The organism is Aeromonas sp. (assembly GCF_051657805.1).
In the GTDB taxonomy this organism is placed as follows: Bacteria; Pseudomonadota; Gammaproteobacteria; order Enterobacterales; family Aeromonadaceae; genus Aeromonas.
In genome coordinates this window covers 288,547-308,182 of the sequence record NZ_JBOFLJ010000010.1, presented here as the reverse complement: position 1 = coordinate 308,182, position 19,636 = coordinate 288,547, and the positions used below count along the sequence as shown (strand labels likewise).

Annotated in this window: 14 protein-coding genes; 1 reads left to right on the top strand and 13 read right to left on the bottom strand. The window is 56.8% G+C overall.

Annotated elements, in window-relative coordinates:
* Positions 1 to 16: 16 nt before the first annotated feature.
* From ACRCYW_RS04050 to ACRCYW_RS04035, 4 genes are all read right to left on the bottom strand, one after another.
* Positions 17 to 1,003 carry an alpha-ketoacid dehydrogenase subunit beta gene (locus ACRCYW_RS04050; RefSeq protein ID WP_438548884.1) on the bottom strand — a complete coding sequence of 329 codons (987 nt, stop codon included), beginning with the start codon at positions 1,001 to 1,003 and terminating at the stop codon, positions 17 to 19.
* A complete protein-coding gene (pdhA, locus tag ACRCYW_RS04045) occupies positions 996 to 2,093 on the bottom strand; it encodes a pyruvate dehydrogenase (acetyl-transferring) E1 component subunit alpha (RefSeq protein WP_438548883.1) in 1,098 nt (365 codons plus the stop codon). The genes ACRCYW_RS04050 and pdhA overlap by 8 nt, the downstream gene beginning before the upstream one ends.
* A gap of 271 nt (positions 2,094 to 2,364) precedes the next feature.
* Positions 2,365 to 3,390, bottom strand: coding sequence for a succinylglutamate desuccinylase (astE, locus tag ACRCYW_RS04040; protein WP_438548882.1), 1,026 nt, complete (start codon positions 3,388 to 3,390; stop codon positions 2,365 to 2,367).
* Between the two features lie 279 nt (positions 3,391 to 3,669).
* Positions 3,670 to 3,879, bottom strand: coding sequence for a DUF1127 domain-containing protein (locus ACRCYW_RS04035; RefSeq protein WP_438548881.1), 210 nt, complete (start codon positions 3,877 to 3,879; stop codon positions 3,670 to 3,672).
* 522 nt (positions 3,880 to 4,401) lie between these two features.
* Here ACRCYW_RS04035 and ACRCYW_RS04030 point away from each other — a divergent pair.
* A complete protein-coding gene (locus ACRCYW_RS04030; RefSeq protein ID WP_438548880.1) occupies positions 4,402 to 5,295 on the top strand; it encodes a DNA replication terminus site-binding protein in 894 nt (297 codons plus the stop codon).
* A gap of 80 nt (positions 5,296 to 5,375) precedes the next feature.
* Here the strand turns inward: ACRCYW_RS04030 and ACRCYW_RS04025 are convergent, their stop codons facing one another.
* From ACRCYW_RS04025 to ACRCYW_RS03985, 9 genes are all read right to left on the bottom strand, one after another.
* Positions 5,376 to 9,320, bottom strand: coding sequence for a DEAD/DEAH box helicase (locus ACRCYW_RS04025; protein WP_438548879.1), 3,945 nt, complete (start codon positions 9,318 to 9,320; stop codon positions 5,376 to 5,378).
* Between the two features lie 270 nt (positions 9,321 to 9,590).
* Positions 9,591 to 10,235: a YceH family protein gene (locus tag ACRCYW_RS04020; protein ID WP_438548878.1), complete on the bottom strand. Its 645-nt coding sequence runs from the start codon at positions 10,233 to 10,235 to the stop codon at positions 9,591 to 9,593.
* 222 nt (positions 10,236 to 10,457) lie between these two features.
* A complete protein-coding gene (locus ACRCYW_RS04015) occupies positions 10,458 to 10,907 on the bottom strand; it encodes a glycine zipper 2TM domain-containing protein (protein WP_438548877.1) in 450 nt (149 codons plus the stop codon).
* Positions 10,908 to 11,100: 193 nt separating this feature from the next.
* Entirely contained in the window at positions 11,101 to 12,807 is a 1,707-nt protein-coding gene (locus tag ACRCYW_RS04010) for a Wzy polymerase domain-containing protein (protein ID WP_438548876.1), read from the bottom strand.
* Between the two features lie 95 nt (positions 12,808 to 12,902).
* Positions 12,903 to 13,988, bottom strand: coding sequence for an LPS O-antigen chain length determinant protein WzzB (locus ACRCYW_RS04005; RefSeq protein ID WP_438548875.1), 1,086 nt, complete (start codon positions 13,986 to 13,988; stop codon positions 12,903 to 12,905).
* 263 nt (positions 13,989 to 14,251) lie between these two features.
* Positions 14,252 to 15,724 carry an undecaprenyl-phosphate galactose phosphotransferase WbaP gene (wbaP, locus tag ACRCYW_RS04000; RefSeq protein ID WP_438548874.1) on the bottom strand — a complete coding sequence of 491 codons (1,473 nt, stop codon included), beginning with the start codon at positions 15,722 to 15,724 and terminating at the stop codon, positions 14,252 to 14,254.
* A gap of 51 nt (positions 15,725 to 15,775) precedes the next feature.
* Positions 15,776 to 17,206, bottom strand: coding sequence for a phosphomannomutase (locus ACRCYW_RS03995; protein WP_438548873.1), 1,431 nt, complete (start codon positions 17,204 to 17,206; stop codon positions 15,776 to 15,778).
* 97 nt (positions 17,207 to 17,303) lie between these two features.
* Positions 17,304 to 18,701, bottom strand: coding sequence for a mannose-1-phosphate guanylyltransferase/mannose-6-phosphate isomerase (locus ACRCYW_RS03990; RefSeq protein ID WP_438548872.1), 1,398 nt, complete (start codon positions 18,699 to 18,701; stop codon positions 17,304 to 17,306).
* Positions 18,702 to 18,715: 14 nt separating this feature from the next.
* A complete protein-coding gene (locus ACRCYW_RS03985) occupies positions 18,716 to 19,636 on the bottom strand; it encodes a glycosyltransferase family 2 protein (RefSeq protein WP_438548871.1) in 921 nt (306 codons plus the stop codon).

The window sequence follows — 19,636 nt, the reverse complement described above, 5'->3', positions numbered from 1 at the left end:
CCATCTGTGTACAAGGTCATAGCCAATTCTTCTCCATCAGCTGGTGAGCCGCATCCGCAATATCCTGCTCGGTGATGAGGTAATACTCCTCGTTGCGATAGTAGGGCACGGCGGCGTCCACCCCGGTAAGGCGTTTCGGCGGCGCCTTGAGGAAAGTCAGCGCCTCCTCGGTGACCCGCGCCACTATCTCGGCACCGACCCCGAAGCTGCCGCAGGCCTCGTGCACCACCAGCAGCCGACCTGTCTTGCGCACCGAGCTGAGGATGCTCTCCATGTCCAGCGGCTTGATGGTGGCAAGATCCAGCACCTCGCACTGAATGTCCTGCTCCGCCAGTTGGGCGGCGGCCCGCATCACCTCCTGAATGCAGGCCCCCCAGGCGACTATGGTGAGATCCCGCCCGGGCCTCAGGGTGAAACAGACGTCGAGCGGCAGGCCGATACCGTCGTCCACCACGTCCGATTTCATGGAGCGGTAGATGCGATCCGGCTCGAAGAACATCACGGGATCCGGGTCGCGGATGGCGGAGAGCAACAGGCCATACGCCCGCTTGGGGCTCGATGGGATCACCACCCGCAACCCGGGAATATGGGCGAACAGCGCCTCCACGCTCTCGCTGTGGTGCTCAGGCGAATGGATGCCGGCGCCATAGGGAGAGCGGTAAACCAGGGGGCAGGAGAGGCGGCCGCGGGTGCGATTTCGCATACGTGCCGCCTGACAGATGATCTGCTCTATGCCGGGGAAGATGAAACCCTGGAACTGGAACTCGGCCACGGGCTTGAGCCCCTGGGTGGCCATGCCGACCGCCACGCCGGCGATCAGCCCCTCGGCGAGCGGGGTGTCTATCACCCGCTTGAAACCGAACTTGTCGCGCAGACCCACGGTGGCGCGAAACACCCCGCCGTTGACCCCCACGTCCTCCCCGAGCACCACCACGTCCGGGTCGCGCTCCATCTCGTGATGCAGAGCCAGGTTGACTGCTTCAAGCAGCGTAATTTCACTCATGATGTGTCTCCCCGCCCTGCAACTGCATCCCCTTGGCGATGATGCGTTGACGCTGGGTGCGATAGTCCTTCGGCAGCTCGGCGAACTGGTAATCGAGCAGGGTTTCCGGCGCCTGGGGCGCCGTGCCCTCGTAGACGGCGACGGCGCGCTCGACCTCACGGGCGGCTTCCGCCAGCAAGGCCTGCTCCTGCTGTTCGTCCCACCAACCCTGCTCGGCCATGAACTGGCGCAGCCGCTTGACCGGCTCCTTGGCCCAGGCGGCTTCCACCTCGGCGGATTCCCGATAGCGGGTGGCATCATCAGCTGTGGTGTGATCCCCGAGCCGGTAGCTGACCGCCTCGATCAGGGTCGGCCCCTTGCCGCTGCGGGCCCGCTCCATGGCGGCGCGGGTCGCCTCATAGACGGCCACCACGTCGTTGCCGTCGACCTGCAGGCTGCGCACCCCGGCCCCTATCCCCTTCTGGGCCAAAGTGGGGGCGCTGGTCTGCAGCTTGCGCGGCACCGAGATGGCCCACTGGTTGTTGTTGATGATCATCACCATGGGCAGGTGCCAGACGCCGGCGCAGTTGAGCCCCTCGAGGAAGTCCCCCTTGGAGGTGCCCCCATCGCCTATGGTGACCACGGCGACCCTGGGTTGATTGCGCAGCTTGAAGGCCGCGGCGATGCCGGCGGCATGGGTGATCTGGGTAGCGATGGGCACGCAGATAGGCAAGTCTTCCGATAATTCGCCATCTGGTTTATAGAAAACACTGCCCCGCTCATCCCCACCCCAATATTGCAGGTTTTGCTCCATGGGCACGCCTCTCACATAGAGGGTCGGCATGTCCCGGTAATAGGGTACGTAGACATCCTCTGGCCGCATGGCGAGCCCGACCCCGATCCCCACCGCTTCCGCCCCCAGGTGAGAGGGAAAGGTGCCGAGTTTGCCGGTTCGCTGCAGCGCTATCGCTTTCTTGTCATAGCTGCGCACCATCACCATGTTGCGGTAGAAGGTGTGCAGTGTCGCCTTGTCCAGCCAGGTCGGCAGTGTCGCGACCGGGCGCCCCTCCTCATCGAGGTAACGAAGGAAAGGGATGTCGACATGGGTCATAACTGGCTCCTTGCCGTTGTCAACGTCACCACCATGAGGTGACCCTCAAAATGTAAACAACATGTTAACTTGGTGGCAATGGGATTTCGTCAGGTTAGACCAGTAGAAACTTCTTTAATTTCAGAAAGAAGATGAGATTTTCGGCGAGCAGGAACGAAGAAGGGAGCCCGTTCGGGCTCCCTGTCAGGGTGATTTCGGGATCACTCCCAATCTCTGTTCTGCCCCCGCGGCCGCCTGGGGCGCCACTTCGTCGGGCAGAATCGGGCTCAGATCACTCCCATAACCGGGTCGGCACCACCAGCAACATGGTGCGCTGGCCGATGGCCACGTTGGCGTTGGGGAAGACCACCGCCTCCCGCGGTTTCTCTACCCTGTACTGCTGATCCCCGTCCTCCGCCAGCACAAATCCCTGGGGAAACTCGGTAAAATTGTCCACGTCGCTGGCAAACAGGAAGCGGAACTGCTCGGAGCGCTTGTTGATCACCCGATCGATGGCGAACAGGGTGAAGTCATCCGCCCGCCAGGGTTCCAGCGCCATCTCGTCCTGGGTCACCAACTCCTGCAACGCCTGACGCGCCTCGAGGAAGCGGGTCATGTCGTTCTCGCCAAAGGGGCGCACCTTGCCGAGCTCCACCGTGAAGGCGTGGGCACCGTGGCGATGGGAGCTGTAATAGCTGAAGGTAGTGGTCGGCCCGCCGGAGAGCAGTATGGTGCGCACCCCGCAAGCTCCGAGGAACTGCACCTGCTCCCTGCAGTGGGGCCGCTCGTGGGGGAAGGGGTAGACCGCAAACTTCTCGTGGCGCGAGCCGCGAATGGCTGTGTGCAGATCGTAGTGATAGCGGGGCCGCGCGGGGTCTGCGAAGAAGCGGCTCACATACTGCTCGAGGCGCATGGCGCGGATCCGCTCCCGGTTGCACAGCCCCTCCCCCTTGCTGTGGGCGCCGGAGAAGAGGCGGTTCATGTTCTCCTCCACCTCCCGCAGCCCCAGGTTCATGGCGGCCGGGTTGCCAAACAGGAAGAGCACCCGGTGGCGGGCCTGCAACTCACCACTCAGCAGCCGCGTCAGCAGCAGGTTGCAGATCTCAATGGGGGCGGTCTCATTACCGTGAACCCCGCAGGAGAGCACTATGTCCTTGCGCCCGCCCGGCTCGTCGCCTGCGCCGCTGGCGGGCTCCAGGCAGAGCACCCCCGTGTCCCACACGCTCACCATGTCACCGTTTGGCAGCGCATAGGCGAAGGGGTCGAGCTGCCACTCGTGGCGGCGGGTCAGGGCCAAAAAGTCATGCTGGGGAATCATCCATCTCACCCTCTTGTCGGTTCACACTTGTCGATGTCAGACAAGGCGGATTATACGCAAGGCATCCCGGCTTAGAATCAGTTTTTAAACAAATTCAAACAGTAAGGATACAAATGTGACAACAAGTGATGCTATGGGGATGGCGAGCGGAAAGCGTGGACGTACAGGGCATTCAAACGGGGCGGTGCGAGGGGGGGCAGGCCAGTGATGGCGGTACTACAGGGACTATGGGTAAAGAAACACTATCAACAGAAAAACGAGGCATCCATGCCCGGTCGATCAACCACGCCAGAACGGCTTGGTGGTCTCTTGATAACGGTCGGCTTCGTTCAGGCCGATGTCTTTGAGCAGGTAGGCGGGCAGCTCGGAGAGCTGGCGACGGCTGCGGCTGCGTTCCAGCCAGGTCAGGACGGTCGTTTTGACGCGAGCCATCAGATTGGTCTGGCTGGAATGCTGGTAACCGGCTTCGGTATAAGTCATGTTGGCCATGGGATGGCTCCTCTCAATTGAGTTCGACACTGGGTTCAAATTTGTTGCGCAGAGCTTAGTCAGGGAGCAGAGGCGTCTCAATTGACGAATTTTGATACAATGGATTAGTAAAACTAATGATCAGGCTCACAGAAGGTGTTTTTGTAACCAATTGATTTTAAACGATAATGTTATTTTAATGCTCTGAATGGTGACCCCGCAGCATTTTCTCCTGCCGCCTTCGCTTCTAACTATGCAATTTCTCGCAGTAGCTATGCATGCCATCCCGCCGACAAGGGGCCCGATAACCACGAGTTCACAGCCAGTTGTTAATCAAGTGATCTTTCATTGATCCTTATTTAACAGACGGATACAAACAACCAATACTCAAACGACGCCAGCTTTTCCGCCCCGACTGGCGGATTGTGAAGGGGACACTTGGCGCCCTAATGGCATGCTGGTATGGTTATTTATACAGTAGTTTAGCCAGCCCCGTTGTTCGTCCGTCACGGACAAGCGTGGAGCCGACCACAGGATATGCCGATGGATACCTTTACCCCCACCGCCGCCCTGCGCCAGCAGATGGAAACCCTGGAAGCCGCCCTGGCGCGCCTCGCCGACCTGCTAGGCCGGCTCCCGCTGCTGGAGGCCCATGTCTATCCCCTGCCCGCCGTTCCCTTGGGGGAGGAGCACGATCCCATCGACACCATAGAGGTAGGCTATCTGGGCGGCGAGGCCGCACTGGTCGCCACCCTGGCCGCCTATCGGGATCACAGCGCCCGCCCCGGTTGCTCCACCAAGGCGACCCTGCGCCTGCCCGGCTGGCTGCGCTTCCCCGCCGCCAGCGCCTCCCTGCTCACCCCGCTGATCGAGGAGATCAACGGCCACAAACTCGCCTTCAAGGCACTGGTACAAGAGGCCGGTGGACGGGATGAGAAGTTCGAACTGGTGCACGGCGCCCTGCCCGGCGTCATCACGCTGCAGGTCTATCGTAAGCTGACCCTGCTACAGGGGGAGCTGCATTCCCTTGGCTTTACCTGGGCGGACAAGCAGAGCATCAGCCGTCTAAGCCGGGAGCAGGTGCTGGAGATGCTGGAGCGCAGCCGCCGCTATGTGCCGGCCCTGTCGGACAACGAGGAGTGGAGCAAGATGGTGGATCAGGAGGTCTACGACATCCGCCGCCTGCCGGCGGACGTTGAGCTGCGGATCCGGCGGCCTGTCAAGACCCACCCCATGATCAACCTGCTGTGGCAGGACAGGGAGCCGCGCAAGCAGCAGCTGAAGGCGAGCCTGCCCCTGCTGCTCTGCTCGGACACTGCCCCCAGCGTCACCCATCTCGGCCACTATCCCCCCAAGCTGCGCCAGGCGCGGCGGGATCGCAAGATTGGCGGCGAGGCCATCATAGAGCGGCTGCACCTCTACCGCTATCAGGGGTAGGCAGGGCTTCGCCCGTGGTCCCAAACAACGAGGGGAGCATCGCCGGATGCTCCCCTCGTTGCTTTCACCCGAAAAGGTTCTCAGCTCATCAGCAGGGCACGCAGGCTCTCCACATCCAGCCCCTTCACCTCGGACTGGCCGCTCAACAGGCCGTCGGCCAGCGCCCGCTTCTCGTCGTGCAGGGCCACGATCTTCTCCTCCACCGTCTGCTCGCACACCAGGCGATAGACGGTCACCGGCTGGGTCTGCCCCATGCGGTGGGCTCGATCGCTCGCCTGATCCTCCACCGCGGGGTTCCACCAGGGATCCAGGTGCAACACGGTATCGGCCTGGGTCAGGTTAAGACCGGTGCCTCCCGCCTTGAGGCTGATGAGGAACAGGGGCACCGGCTCGTGGCGGAACCGCAGTATGGACTCCTGGCGGGACTTGGCGGAGCAGCCGCCATCCAGATAGCAGTAGTCCCACTGCTTCTGTTCGATGCGCGCGCGCAGCAGGCTCAGGAGATCCACGAACTGGCTGAACACCAGCACCCGGTGGCCGCCGTCGATGGCCTCCTCCAACAAGTTCATGGCCTCGTCCAGCTTGCTGCTGGTCTGATCCCATTCCGGCATCACCAGCTGGGGGGAGCAGCAGAGCCGGCGCAGCCGGGTCAGGCCGCTCAGCACGTGCATCAGGGCGCGGCCGTCGGCGCTTTGCACCTGCTGCACCACCTCCCGCCTCGTCGCCTCGTAAAGCTGGCGCTCCTCCGGGGAGAGGCTGATGTGGTGGATGATCTCCGTCTTGTCCGGCAACTCGGTCAGCACCTGCTGCTTGAGGCGGCGCAGGATGAAGGGGCTGATCACCGCCCGCAGCAGCGCCATGTGGCGGGGATCCTTGACCGCCTTGCCGAAGCGGCGCTTGAACTCCCCCAGGTTGCCGAGCAGGCCCGGGTTGATGAAGGTGAAGAGACTCCACAGCTCGCCGAGGTGGTTCTCGATGGGAGTGCCGGAGAGGGCGAGGCGAAAATCGCCGTCGAGCTGGAACAGCAACTTGGCGCGCTGGGTACCGGCATTCTTGATCTGCTGCGCCTCATCCAGCACCATGCTCGCCCAGTGGCGAGACTTGAGGGCCTGGGAGAGGCTGCCGAGCATGCCGTAGTTGACTAGGATGATCTGGCCGGGTCTGGCCTCCTGGATCAACGCCTCCCGCTCGGCCGGGTTCTCGAAGATGACCACCTCCAGCTCGGGGGCGAAGCGGGCCACCTCCTCCTGCCAGTTGGTGACCACTGACTTGGGCACCACCACCAGGGCCGGCCCCAGATGCTGGCGCATGCGCAGCAGGATCAGGGCCTGCAGCGTCTTGCCAAGGCCCATGTCGTCCGCCAAGCAGGCGCCGAAGCCGTGGTGCGCCAGGGTCGCCATCCAGCGCACCCCCTCCTTCTGGTAGTCCCGCAGCGCCGTCAACAGCTCGGGCGGGCACTCCACCTCCTGCTGCCACTCCTGCTGGAGGGACTGCCAGGCATCATCCCCCGCCGTGGTCACCGCCGACAGCAGGCGGGCCAGGGGGTAGGCCAGCTTGTTGTTGATGCGCTGATCCGTGTCCAGCATGGACCCCAGCATGGTGAGGCGCTCCACCAGTTTGTCGGTCAGCATCAGGCTGGTCTTGTCATCGAGCTGAACGGTGCGTTGGCCCGGGGTGAGCTGGCGCAGGATGAGGCGCAAATCGAGGATCTGGTGCTCGTCCAGGGCCAGGGCCCCCTCCACCTGGAACCAGTCCTGACGCCGCTCGATGCGAAGGCTCAGGGCCGCCTCGTCCAGGCTCTTGAGCCGTGCGCTGTCCTGGTGCCAATGAATGACCACTCCGGCGTCCACCAGCTCGGGCAGGGCGTTGACCAGGGTCAGTGCCTGCTCACCCTCCAGCTTCCACTCGTTGCCCGGCAACCCGATGGGCAACTGGTTGCGCAGCCGCTGGGCCTCCTCCTTCTCCGCCGCCAGATCCCGCTGCCAATAGTGGTACGCCTTCATCCCCTGACGGACGATGGCCTCCCCCTTGCCGAGGGGCAGGGGGGGCAAATCCCCTTCCCGGGTCACCAGCTGGACCACCAGCTGGCCATCCTGCCAATCCAGCTGCACCGAGGCCCCCCCCGGCCAAGGGCTGAGCTCGGCATTGCCGTGCAGGCCCGCCACCTGGCTGTGCCAGGGGAGATCCGGGATGGCATCCAGGGTGCGTTGCAACTCCGCCAATCCAGCCTCGGGCAGAGGGGGAATGGCGGCCAGGGCAGGCAGCCTGTCCAGCAAGGCTTGCGGCGTCAGAATAAGCTGCCACAGATCCTGCGCCAACGGCACTATATGGGCCCCACGGGCCGCCGCCTGGGGGTTTAGCAGGGCGCGCATGCCCGGCATCTGGGCAGCATGCTCCGAGACATGAGCTGTTTGTTCCAAAGCCTGGGGGTCGCTCTGACTCTCGTCCGGCACGATCTGCAACAGGGGAGCACTGATGGCCAGTTGCAGCTTCTGTCCCTTGGCGTTGAACAGGCGGGGATGCTCGGCAAGGGGGGCCCAGGCCTCCCGCGGCAACTTGCCGAGGGTACGCGGCAGGGTGCGCACCAGCGCCCAGTCGGCCTCGTCCAGCAGGGCCGCATACTGGGTGGAGAGCAGGGCCGGATCCACTCGCCGACCGGCGGTCCACTCCCCCTTGGTGCTCTGCTTCTGGATCTTGCACTCGAGCTCGGGCCCCTCGGCGTGGAGCAGCCACACCAGCCGCTCCTGCGCCTTGCGCACGCCGCTGGAGCGCCCAAGGCCCTGCAGCCAGTTCAACCAGCTGGCGGAGGCGGGCGCCTTGTCATCCTCCGGATCCTCACTGCCCTGCCCCGCCGTGGCGACCTGCAACTGATTGAGGGGGAGGCGCTGCGCCCCCAGCCCCAGCAAGCTGCGCAGCAGATCCTGGCAAAAGCCCATCAACCGATGGCGAGGCTCGGCCTCCAGCAGATGGGAGAGATCCCACTTGTGCAGTATGGCCACCTGGGGGCTCTGCTCCCCGTGGCGCGCGAGGGCGCAGAGATCGAGCCAGAGATAGCCCCAGTGCAGCTCCTCGAGAGGCAGTTGCAGGGTATCGAACAGGCCGACCGCCTGACCGTGGCGATCGCCGGCCCACTGTCCCAGCAGATCGCCGAGCAGCGGGAAACCGTTGCGCGAGCCCGGCTGGCCGAGGCTGCGTTGCCACTGCTTGCGCTGCTCGCTGGCGAGCACGGGATCGGCCTGTTGCAGCCAGCCAAGCCAGAGCAGGGTGCTGAACATGGGCGGCCAGGCGGGGCGATCCCCATCGGCCTGCCGCCTCTCCTTCCATTGCGCCAGGGCCCCGAGCAGACGCTCCCCCAAGGGTTGCTCATCGGCCTGCTCCGCCAGCCGCTGCAGTGTCGGCCAGTGCGTGGCAGCCTCGCCCCTTGCCTCATCCGAGCCGCAGAGCCATTGCCATTCGGAAGACAGCGCCAGGACTCGCGCAGACAGAGGGGCCGCGCAGGCGGCGGCGACCTCTGCCAACGGCCAGCGGGCCTCGGGCTCGGCATCCAGCAGGGCTTGCAGGGCGAAGTGGTCCAGCAGGAGTCGTTGCCAGGCGGGGCTGGCCCCCGGCAACAGGCGATGGGCATCGGGCAAGTCCAGCAGGCTCAGCAACTCGGCACTCTGGTAGTAGGCGGGGATCTGGCCCGCCTCCCCCAGACAGAGCTCGCGCACCAGGGATTGCGCCATCTCCTGACCGGTGACGGAGGGCACCCGTGACCAGTCCGGCATGGGGCAATGACCGCCGCGTACCCCCAGGATCAACGCCAGCGTTCCCTCGGCCGTCAGGCTCCACTGCTGCTCTCCCCGCAGACGCACCAACCCCTGCTGCTGCAGCCGTGCCAGCTCCTCGGCCAGCAGTCCGGGGGACTGGGGTCTTGACCTCGATGCCTGCAAGGCGTCGAGCAGATAGCGGGGGCTGGCGGCGCGCTGCAACTGCAGCTCGCTGAGCAGGGCATAGCAATCCGAAGAGAGGGTGAAGGCTGACATCAGGACTCGTGGGCTGGTGCAAAGGCGGAATTTTACCGAGAAAGGGGCGACGGCTCGACCCTTAAGCGCGAATTAGTACAAAAAAAGCGGGCGGCCTCATAAAACCCGGCAGGGGAAATGTGGCAAGGATCGGCAACAAGAGGGGGAAAATAGGCAGGAAGGCGGTGAGATGGCGGACGTTGGCAACGATCAAGGGATGCCGCCATCACGCAATAGACCAGCTCAATAAAAAAGGCGCCGAAGCGCCTTCTTGCAAGCCATCAACGGATTTCAGCCTTCCAGCTGTGCCAGGCGGGACTCCAGGGCCAGCAGCCGAGTCTTGAGGTTCTCCACCTCCTCCTCGAGCTGACTCAGGCGATCGGCGTCATGGCCGCTGGCGGGCGCAGCCTGTGCCAGCGCCTGCAGATCGATCTCCCCGCTGAACAGGTGGGCATATCGGGACTCCCGCTTGCCCGGCTCCCGGGGCAGCTTGACCACATAGGGGCCCCGCTCGGCGAGGCCGGCCAGCACGGCATCCACCTGGGTCACGTCGTCGAAACTGCACAGGCGGTTGGTGCGCGAGCGCAGCTCACCCGGAGTCTGGGGGCCCCGCAGCAGCAGCTCGCAGATGAGACCAAGCTCCTGGGCCGTGAATTTGAGCTCACCGAACTCGGTGTTGCAGAAGCGGTGCTGATAGCGCGGCACCCGCGCATTGAAGCCGGCGGTGTTGACCACCAGGCGGCGGCGGATCAGCTCGTCGATCACGGCGCGAATGTCCAGCTCGGCGAGATCCAGCACGGGCTCGCGATTGCTCTTCTGGTTGCAGGCGTTGACCAGCGCGTTGAGGGAGAGGGGATACTGATCCGGCGTGCAGATCTCTTTCTCTATCAGACAGCCGATCACCCGGGCCTCCAGCGGGCCTAGCACTAACTCCATTTCAACCTCCCTTGTCAAACGTTAAGAAACTCATCTTAACCAAGGCGTGCGCAGCGTCCAGCCCTGAACCGCAATTTTGCGACCAGGGGAAACAGTTGATGAAACATCGCACAGTGATGGGTCAAAATCAGAGTCACTAGAGCCCTGAAGCTAGGCATTCCAAGGCTGACGGCTCAGTGTCCCGGCCCGGGCCCAGCGATCATTGCGATAGGATCATGGCGCTTAGAGAGACTTGTCGACGCTGGTGTCAGAGCCCGAGGTCAGGATGCGCACCCTGTCCCCCTTGGTGAAGCTGAGCCTGGGATCGCTCGCCTGCACCACGCTGAGCACCTTGCCCCCGTCCGTCTTGATCTGCAGCTCCACCGATTGGGTCGACTCGGACTGGCCATGGCTGCTCTGGCGCCGGCGGGAAACCTCGGCACCCGCCACGGCGCCGGTGACTGTGGCTATGGTCTGACCCGAGCCGCCACCGAACTGGTTGCCGACGGCCGCGCCGAGAGCCGCGGCCCCTATGGTACGAAGGGGTCTGGCCCCTTGATGGGAAGGCTCAGTGGTCTGGGTGATGAGATGACTCTCCTGTACCGTGCCGTATTCGACCTGGGCGCTGGTCCCAGCCATGGCGGATGAGCTGAGGATAAGCAGACTGGCGGCGATGAGTTCCACTTTCTTCACGATATAGACTCCGATGGCGAATGAGTGCCCAGAGCTCCGGGCGACTGGTTGATGAGTGGCTGGTAGATGATCGGTCGTTTTTGCCATTTTCCAGCGAGACTACACCGCCAAAGCTGACTGCAAGCTTGCCTGACATGGAAATGATAACGGCCGCAGAGCGGCCGTTATGAAAGAGTGCAGAATCGTCCAACCATCAGGAAGATGGCTTGCGCTCCAGAGTCGCGGCGACCGATTTGGCCGCCGAGGCGGTGAGCAAGGGCTCACCCGGATAGAGCACCAGGGCCTGAATACGCAGCCGATTGGCCTCCTCCGGGCGACCCAGGGCATTGAGGGCTATCACCATGTTGGCGTAGATATTGGCCCGCGGGGTATGGCGCACGAACTCCTTGCCCCAGTCGAGGTAAGCCTCCAGCTCGGCCTTGTTGTTGGTCTGCAGGCCCACCATCAAGCGCACCGCGTTGACGTCGAACTCTACCCGGGTCAGCCAGGCCATGGGGTTGACCACCTCCAGCAGCAGGGTCGGCTCCTTGTAACCGCCGCGCTCATACTTGGTCACCACCCAGGCGGTATGGATAGCGGTCAACATGAAGGGAACCACCACCAGGGGGATCGAGATGGCCGCGAAACGCAGCAACAGCCAGGGGCGATAGACATATTTCCGCCAGCTGGTCTGGCTCCCCTCCTCCACTTCCGCATCCACCACATAGATGAGCAGCAGCAGGGCCCACCAGAGAGCGATGGCATGGTAGAAGGGATACTCGGTCTGGCTATGCAACAAGATGGGGGTCACCAGCGCCAGCATCGCAGCCCCCTTGACCCAACCCGCCCGACTCAACCGCCACAACAGGGCCCCACCCATCAGCACCATGCCGAGCATGGGTGCCAGCCCCCCCTCCACCGCCCAGTAGAGGAACTCGTTGTGGGGGTGATCGAGGTTGTATTCTATCTGTACCATGGCCGGGTTGAGCGCCTTGTCGGCCATATAGTGTTCGAGAAACACCGACTCGAAGCTGCCATAGCCCCAGCCAGTCCAGGGGGACTCGGCAATCAGCTTGGCGCAATATATCCAATAGATAGGGCGATACCCCCCGGATTGATAAATCTCCATTCCTCGCCGAATCCCCGACATCCCGTACAAGGAAAATAGGCCCAGGATTATGCCTATCCCGACTAGTCCAAGGATGCACCCCAGCAGTCGTTGGCGTTTCAACTGCGGCATAAGCAACAGCAGGGCCAGCAAGCCGCCAAGCTGGCCGACCCGGGATTGCAGTACGACCAGCAGCACTGAGGCTGCGAGGATCACCCCATAACGCAGCCCCCTGAGCCAGGGGCTGGTACTCCCTCTCAGCTCGAGCCAGACCGCCAGCGACAGGCCGGTCGCCATAAAACTCGCCATCACATTGGGTTGCTGGAAGATGCCGTAGGGACGGTTGGCGCGGGTGTCGTATCCCAACCAGTTGCCCGGTGTCAGTAGATAGAACTGCACCAGGCCGAGAGCAGCCTCGATAGCCACTGCCCCCAGCAACAGATAAAGCAGCTTATCCCGCTCCCGACGCTCCCATTTCCATTGATAGAGACAACTCAGAAACAGCAAACCGGCAAAGAGCCCCAGCAGCCGGGGAATGGCGTAGTCCTTGAGCTCGAAACCCGAGTAAGCCATGGGCAGCAGCAGCAGCATGCCCCCCAGCCAGAGCCCTATTTGCAACGGGGAGACAACCAACTGCTGGTGCAGGGTCACCTGCCAGAGCCCGAAACCCATCACCAGGCTCGCAAAGATCCAGCCCCAGGCATTGAACGGCAGATAAAGCCCGGAGCCCCCCGGGTTGTGCATAAAGAAATGCATGCCGAGCAGCCAATAAAGCGCGCTTATCACCCCAAAAGACTTGGCCGTCGTCGTCATTTTCCTTGGCTCCTTACACCCATTCTCTTGCTATCATCTTGTGCCACAAAAAACAAAAAAGGGGGCTAATGCCCCCTCTCACTTATGGATAAACATTATACTTGTTCCGGTCTACGAAACGCATGACGAACCAACACAATCCCCACCCCCAGCATGCCTCCCAGCAGAGTCGCAAGCACCACGATCAGCGGGCGCTTGGGTTTGTCGCGACTCACCGGCTCTTCAGGAGAGTCTATGGTATAGAAGGATTCGAAGGATGCATCCTTGAGATCCAGAGCCTTCAGACTACCAAGCTGGAGACGGATCTTGCTCAGGGCCGGATTGAGCAATTCTGGGTTTTTCATTTCTTCGAGGATTTTCAATTTCTCGGCCAGCGCCTTACTACCGAGATCGATATTGAAGATATCCTTGGTGCTCAAGTTTTCAAGGGGTCTCTCAACACCGGCAGCTTCACTGATGCGCAGACTATATTGAGTTCGACGGATCATATCAAGACGATCCTGAATTGTATCCGCCTTGATATTGGCATACTGAGTCGTCAGGGTATTGATACGATTCTTCCAGATGGATTTTAGCTCGGCATTCTTCTGCTCAATCTGACCTTTCTGAATAAACGCTATATACTTGACCAACCGGTCCTGCGCTTCTTCAGCTGTCTCGGCCGAAAAGATTAGCGTCATATCTGTGCTAGCTTTGTCAAGCGCTCTGGCAGAAATCCCATCGGCTAAATTATTCATCAGACCCCGCTCATCGCGGTGATCGGAGATGTTCTCCCGCTTCACTTCATCAACAAAAATACCTTCTTGAATAAGGAAAGTACGTTTATTGTTCATCGAATTGAATGCCGAGATAAATCCCTGATATAAAGCGGGACGCTGCAAAGTAGAAAAATCCACTCCTTCAATACCTGATGCTGCACGGAACTGATCAAGACTAAGCTGCAGATTTGCCACCTGAGTCACCGTTGGTTCACTCACTAACGCTTGGCTGGTCCAGACCTGACGAGCTAGCAAAGCATAAGTAACCCCTAGGGCAGCGAAAATGAGGGAGATCGTTAAAATCATCCCCTTTTTCTGCCACAACACTAGTATCACCTCACGTAAGTCAACCTCATCAGAAGTTGATCTCCAATCCTTTGGTAAATGGGAGTTAGGGCTATGGGTTATATCTTTATTGGTCATAATTGTATTAGTTTCCTGATTTTTTCAGTGAAATACTCAATAGATTTCTCGATAACTATTGATTATATTACGTCCATATTAACAATATAAGTATAGTATCGATAACACCGGCTATTTTTATCAACACCAGATGAGTAGATTATTGCAACAGAATAAACAAATTCATTCCATTATAGATATATTCTAAATCAATATCCTCATTAATACCTACAGACCTTTCCATTTCAACAAATAGGTAAAATGATAATAAATCACCATAAAAATCAGTATGCGCCATCACGCTTCAAAACAACGTTAATGGTCTTAAATAGAATGGCTATATCATTCCATAACCCCCAGTTTTTCACATACCAGCTATCAAAATAAACACGAGTAGCGTAATCAACATCATTGCGACCACTCACTTGCCAAAGTCCAGTCATACCCGGCTTTGCCATCAAATAATAAGTTTTGTCATCGCCATAACGTTCAAGTTCTTCTTCGACAACAGGGCGAGGGCCGACAAGACTCATCTCACCACACAACACATTAATAAGTTGTGGCAATTCATCTAAACTAGTCTTTCTAAGAAACTTTCCAATAGGGGTGATCCGTGGATCATTTTTTAATTTAAAATCTTTTTCCCACTCAGCCTTGGCTTCCGGATCTGTAGCTAACAGATGGGCAAGCATTTCCTTAGAATTGATATTCATTGATCGAAACTTGAGACATTTGAATTTTTTCCCAAACTGACCAACACGTTCATGTCCGTAAAAAGAGGATGCCCCATCTCGAGATACTTTAAATGCAATATACATAAAGAGCGGTGATAACAGACACAGCAGAGATATCGATGTAAGAATATCAAAACTTCTCTTGATAACTCGAGAGGAACGCCTCGCTAAATTATTCTTAACCCTCAGCATCATTAATTCATGACTAAAGAAGTGAGACATATCTGTTCCATATAGAGGAACGCCACGCATAGCAGGTACGACTGATATATTTCTCACACCGTGAGAGCATAAATATCTTAGCCACTTATCGCTAAGAGCACTCTGCTCATATTCAAGTGCAATAAAAAACTTGCAGTCTTTATATTTATTGACCAAGTTTTCTGCATTCCCCATAAACAATGGTATGGAAGATATTGGTGAATGTTCACAATGCTGGTCTGGCGAAACAAATGCCACTACTTCGAATCCAAGCATTTTTTCGCTATTGATCGCAAGGAAAGCTTCTTCGGCATTATTATCGCAGCCAATGATAAAGCTCGGCATATTCCAATATCCAAACTTCATCAATTGATATTTGACAATCCAACGAAAAGAAGGCAAAAACAAGATGGCTAGTGACCAGAAAAAGAACCATTGATAACGGGAAAAACTCCATTTCGAGATAGCAACTACAGCTAGATCAGCAATAGCAAAACATACGAGCATGAACAGAATTTCTTTCAACTCGCTCCAGAATGGCTTACGGTAAGTGTAATGACGTAGATAAGTCCATGAACATAAAATAAATGCAATAGCTATGACCAAAAAGCTCCAAGTACGAGCCAGATCAGAGCCAGTTCGCAAAACCTGTGACCATGATAAGCCGGTTCGTAAACTTTCAAACCACCATGAGAATGCGAAAGCAGCAGCCATAGCAATAAAGTCACCGCACATAATAGCTAAGCGATTTATATTGACTGAGTACTTACTTGAACGAGTTTTAATATCATCCCGTACATGACTAAAATTCTTGAAGTCCATATATACTATCCGCATTATTACAATAACGATAATGACACAATCAATGATGTATCAAATAATATTATTCTGTATGGCATTCAGCACATCAACAACAATCTTATGGGCAGCGGTAAAATCATTAGCCTCTGCATAACAACGTAACTCTGGCGCATTCCCGGAGGGACGAAGATGAACAATCGCTTTATTATCCAGATAAAGTCGCAAGCCATCGGTTAGATCAAGTGATTCAACCTGACAATGAGGTAGCGCTAGCTCATTTAATAATGATTGGGGGGATACCTTTCCCTGCTCAATAATCTTTTGACTGAGCGAGGCTGGGAAATTGATAAGGCGATCAGAATGAGTGAATCGCTGAGGGAGGTCTTCACTTAAGTGTGATATTCCCTGTTTATGCCCCGAGTTGATGACCATCAAGGCTGGCAACACGGCATCACGAGTCGGTAATGCGCTCAAAAGGCGGCCTGACACAACTATATTACTACCAAGTAAGAAACCACCATTAGCCTCAAAACCAGCAACACGTTCATATTCCTGTGTTAATTTAGAAAACTGCTCAATCACATAAGGCGAGCCAATTTTGGTCAATGAAACAGTTTTGAAGCGTCCGCAATGCACGACGGACGTATTGCAACTGATTGGAACAGCAAGTGCTTCTATCGACAAGGCATCTGCACAGAGCAAGCCCAGAATATCCCCACGCAACCACTCCCCTCTTTCATCAGCCAACAGAGGGCGATCCCCATCGCCATCGGTCGAAAAAATCGCATCCAGACGATACTCTTTGGACCAAAGGCGAGCTCGGTTTTTGTCCTCTTCGCTTACCGCCTCCGTGTCGATGGGGACAAATTCATCGCTGCGACCGATCCGAATTACCTCGGCACCCAGTGACTCAAAGAGCGGTGCATAAAGATCCCTGCCAGCACTGGAATGCTCATAAATGCCGATCCGCTTGCCGATCAATAAGTCAGAGGAGAACAGCGAGCGATAACGTTTACAATAGGACTCTGCAGCACGGGAGCAGGTCATCAATGAAGGTAATTCAAGACAGGATAAAAAATCGACATTGGCTGAAAGGATCGCCAACTCATCGTCTTTGGTGATCTCGCCATCTGGTCGATAGAACTTGAGGCCATTGCGATCAAAGGGAATATGACTGCCCGTTACCATGATACAAGGCATGTTATCTTGCATCGCTTGATATGCCAGAGCCGGAGTCGGTATCACGCCATAATAAACCGGCTCAATTCCCGCTTGCATAAGAGCAGCAGCGCAGGCCTGTGCCATCCCATAACTGCTTGGCCGATTGTCTATCGCAAGCGCCATGCGTACCACATCAAACTCAGATCGCATCACTGCGACAAAGGCATGGGTGAATGCCGCGCAGATTTCAGGTGTGAAATCGACGACCAACCCACGGGCGCCGCTGGTACCAAAAGCAACGCCGCCACTGGATATCAGAGATGAACTGTTGAGAACTGTCATATGAGAATTTCCTACTAACGCCAGAGGGCCCTATCAGAGCACACTGACGGTCTTAGAGAACCAAGGTCAAATAAAAGAAGAAGGGGCAGGCAGACAATCATTCAATACGAACGATATCGTCTTCACCCAGATAAGCCCCTGAACGCACTTCAATAAGTTCAAGCGGGATCTTGCCTGGATTTTCTAAATCGTGCACTGCCCCGACAGGAATAAAGGTGGACTCATTCTCGGTAATAAAGAACACATCGCTGCCATTGGTCACCTTGGCCGTTCCAGATACAACTATCCAGTGCTCGGCGCGATGATGATGCATCTGCAGAGACAACTTCTCACCCGGTTTGACCGTGATACGCTTAACCTCGTAACGCTCCCCTTTATCGATGGCATCCTGCCGTCCCCAGGGACGATAAATTTCACGATGCACTTTATGCTCACTGCGCCCAGCCGCTTTAAGCCCATCGACGATCTTCTTAACGTCTTGCACCTTATTCTGCTTAACGACCAGCACGGCATCCTTAGTTTGCACTACGACGAGATTCGCTACCCCAACCAGGCTCACCAGACTACTTTCGGCAAACACATAGTTGTTCTGACTGGCGTGCAGCATTACATCGCCACGCAACACATTCCCAGCCTCATCTTTCTCCGATATTTCCCATAAGGATGACCAAGAGCCAACATCAGACCAACCGGCATCCATCGGCACTACCACCGCATCTGCCGTTTTCTCCATCACCGCATAGTCAATGGAATCACTCGGGCAAGCCAAAAAAGCAGGTTTATTAATACGCACAAAATCCAGATCCGGATTGATAGTCCCGACCGCCTGTACGCAAGCAGCATGAATATCAGGACGAAATGTCTTCAATTCTTCAAGAAAGCAGCTAGCACGGAACAGGAACATACCGCTATTCCAGTAATATTCCCCACTGGCCAGATATTCGTTGGCGGTTGTCATGTCAGGCTTTTCAACAAACTGCGCAACCGCAAAGGCTCCGCTCTGCTCAGCACCACGGCGGATATAGCCATAGCCCGTCTCGGCATGAGTCGGGACTATACCAAAGGTCACTAGCTTACCAGTCTCAGCGTGAGGAATTGCCTTCTGCACGGATGCGATAAATGCAGCATCATCACGAATAACATGATCAGCAGCCAACACCAGCAGTAAGGGATCCTCAGCGTCACCGGTTGTTTGTAGCGCAGTTAGTGCCGCCAGAGCGATAGCAGGTGCAGTGTTACGCCCAGCGGGTTCCAGAATGATGTTATGGGCTAGCTTGCCCAGGTGACGTAGTTGCTCTGCCACCAAAAAACGGTGATCTTCGTTACAGATTACCAGTGGCTGATCGCAAGAGAGCTGTTCCAAACGGTTGACTGTCGCCTGCAACAGGGTGACATCACCATCGATCGCGAGAAACTGCTTGGGATACTGTTCACGAGAAAGTGGCCATAGACGACTGCCAGAGCCGCCAGCCATAATAACAGGCAGAATAACCAATGTTTGTCCCTTTTCTATTTGCTTTGTTGCAACCAGTAGCTTTTATACATACTTAATTTTGGTCGCCAAGAGTGGGGTAGAATCTTATAACGTTTACCCAATTTATAACCGACCAATTTACAAGCTGTTGTCAATAAAGCACGCGGGATCCATAGAGGTGCATGACGCCAGAGGTAAATCAGTTCCGACTTGACAAACTGCAGCCCTTCACCTGATGCCCCACCGAGTCTTTCCTGTATCCAGGGTTCGCAAGCATGAAAAACACCGGTGTCAAAATAACGCCGAAACTCTTCCCACGGTGTGTAGTTATGAGAATGCCTAACCACGGCCTCAGCACAATAAGCGACTTTATAGCCAGCCAGGATCATCTTGCTCGCCATATACATATCTTCGGCAAGTATTGTAGACTCAGGAAAACCACCGAGCTTTTCAAATACATCTCGACGATAGGCTGCAAATGAGTTAGACATAAATGCAACCTTTAACCCTAGTCTTTTAATATCATCAGTACTTTTCGTTTCACTTTCCAAGGGGTAGTTAAAGAGTCGAGCATGTGTAGCTAATGGATTTGCATCAAGGTGGGGTAACTGCCGTCCACAGACCGCCGCTACATGTGGATTAGAAAAACCGTCAAGGATTTTTGCTAATGCATCTGAATCATTGAAAATGGCATCCTGAGTCAAATAAATAATGACATCTGAATCAAATGCATATTTTAAGGCGAAGTTTCGTGTTCCCCCATGATTGAAATCCTTGGGAGATATAATGATTGGTTCAATACCAACCTGACGTGATAAAGATACTGTGTTATCAGTAGAACTAGAGTCAACCATTATAATCTGAGATGGATTAATTACCTGCATCTTTAACGATTCAAGCCATTCAGTCCAGATGTCACCTGCTTGATAAGTCAAAACAATCAATGTGAACTTCAT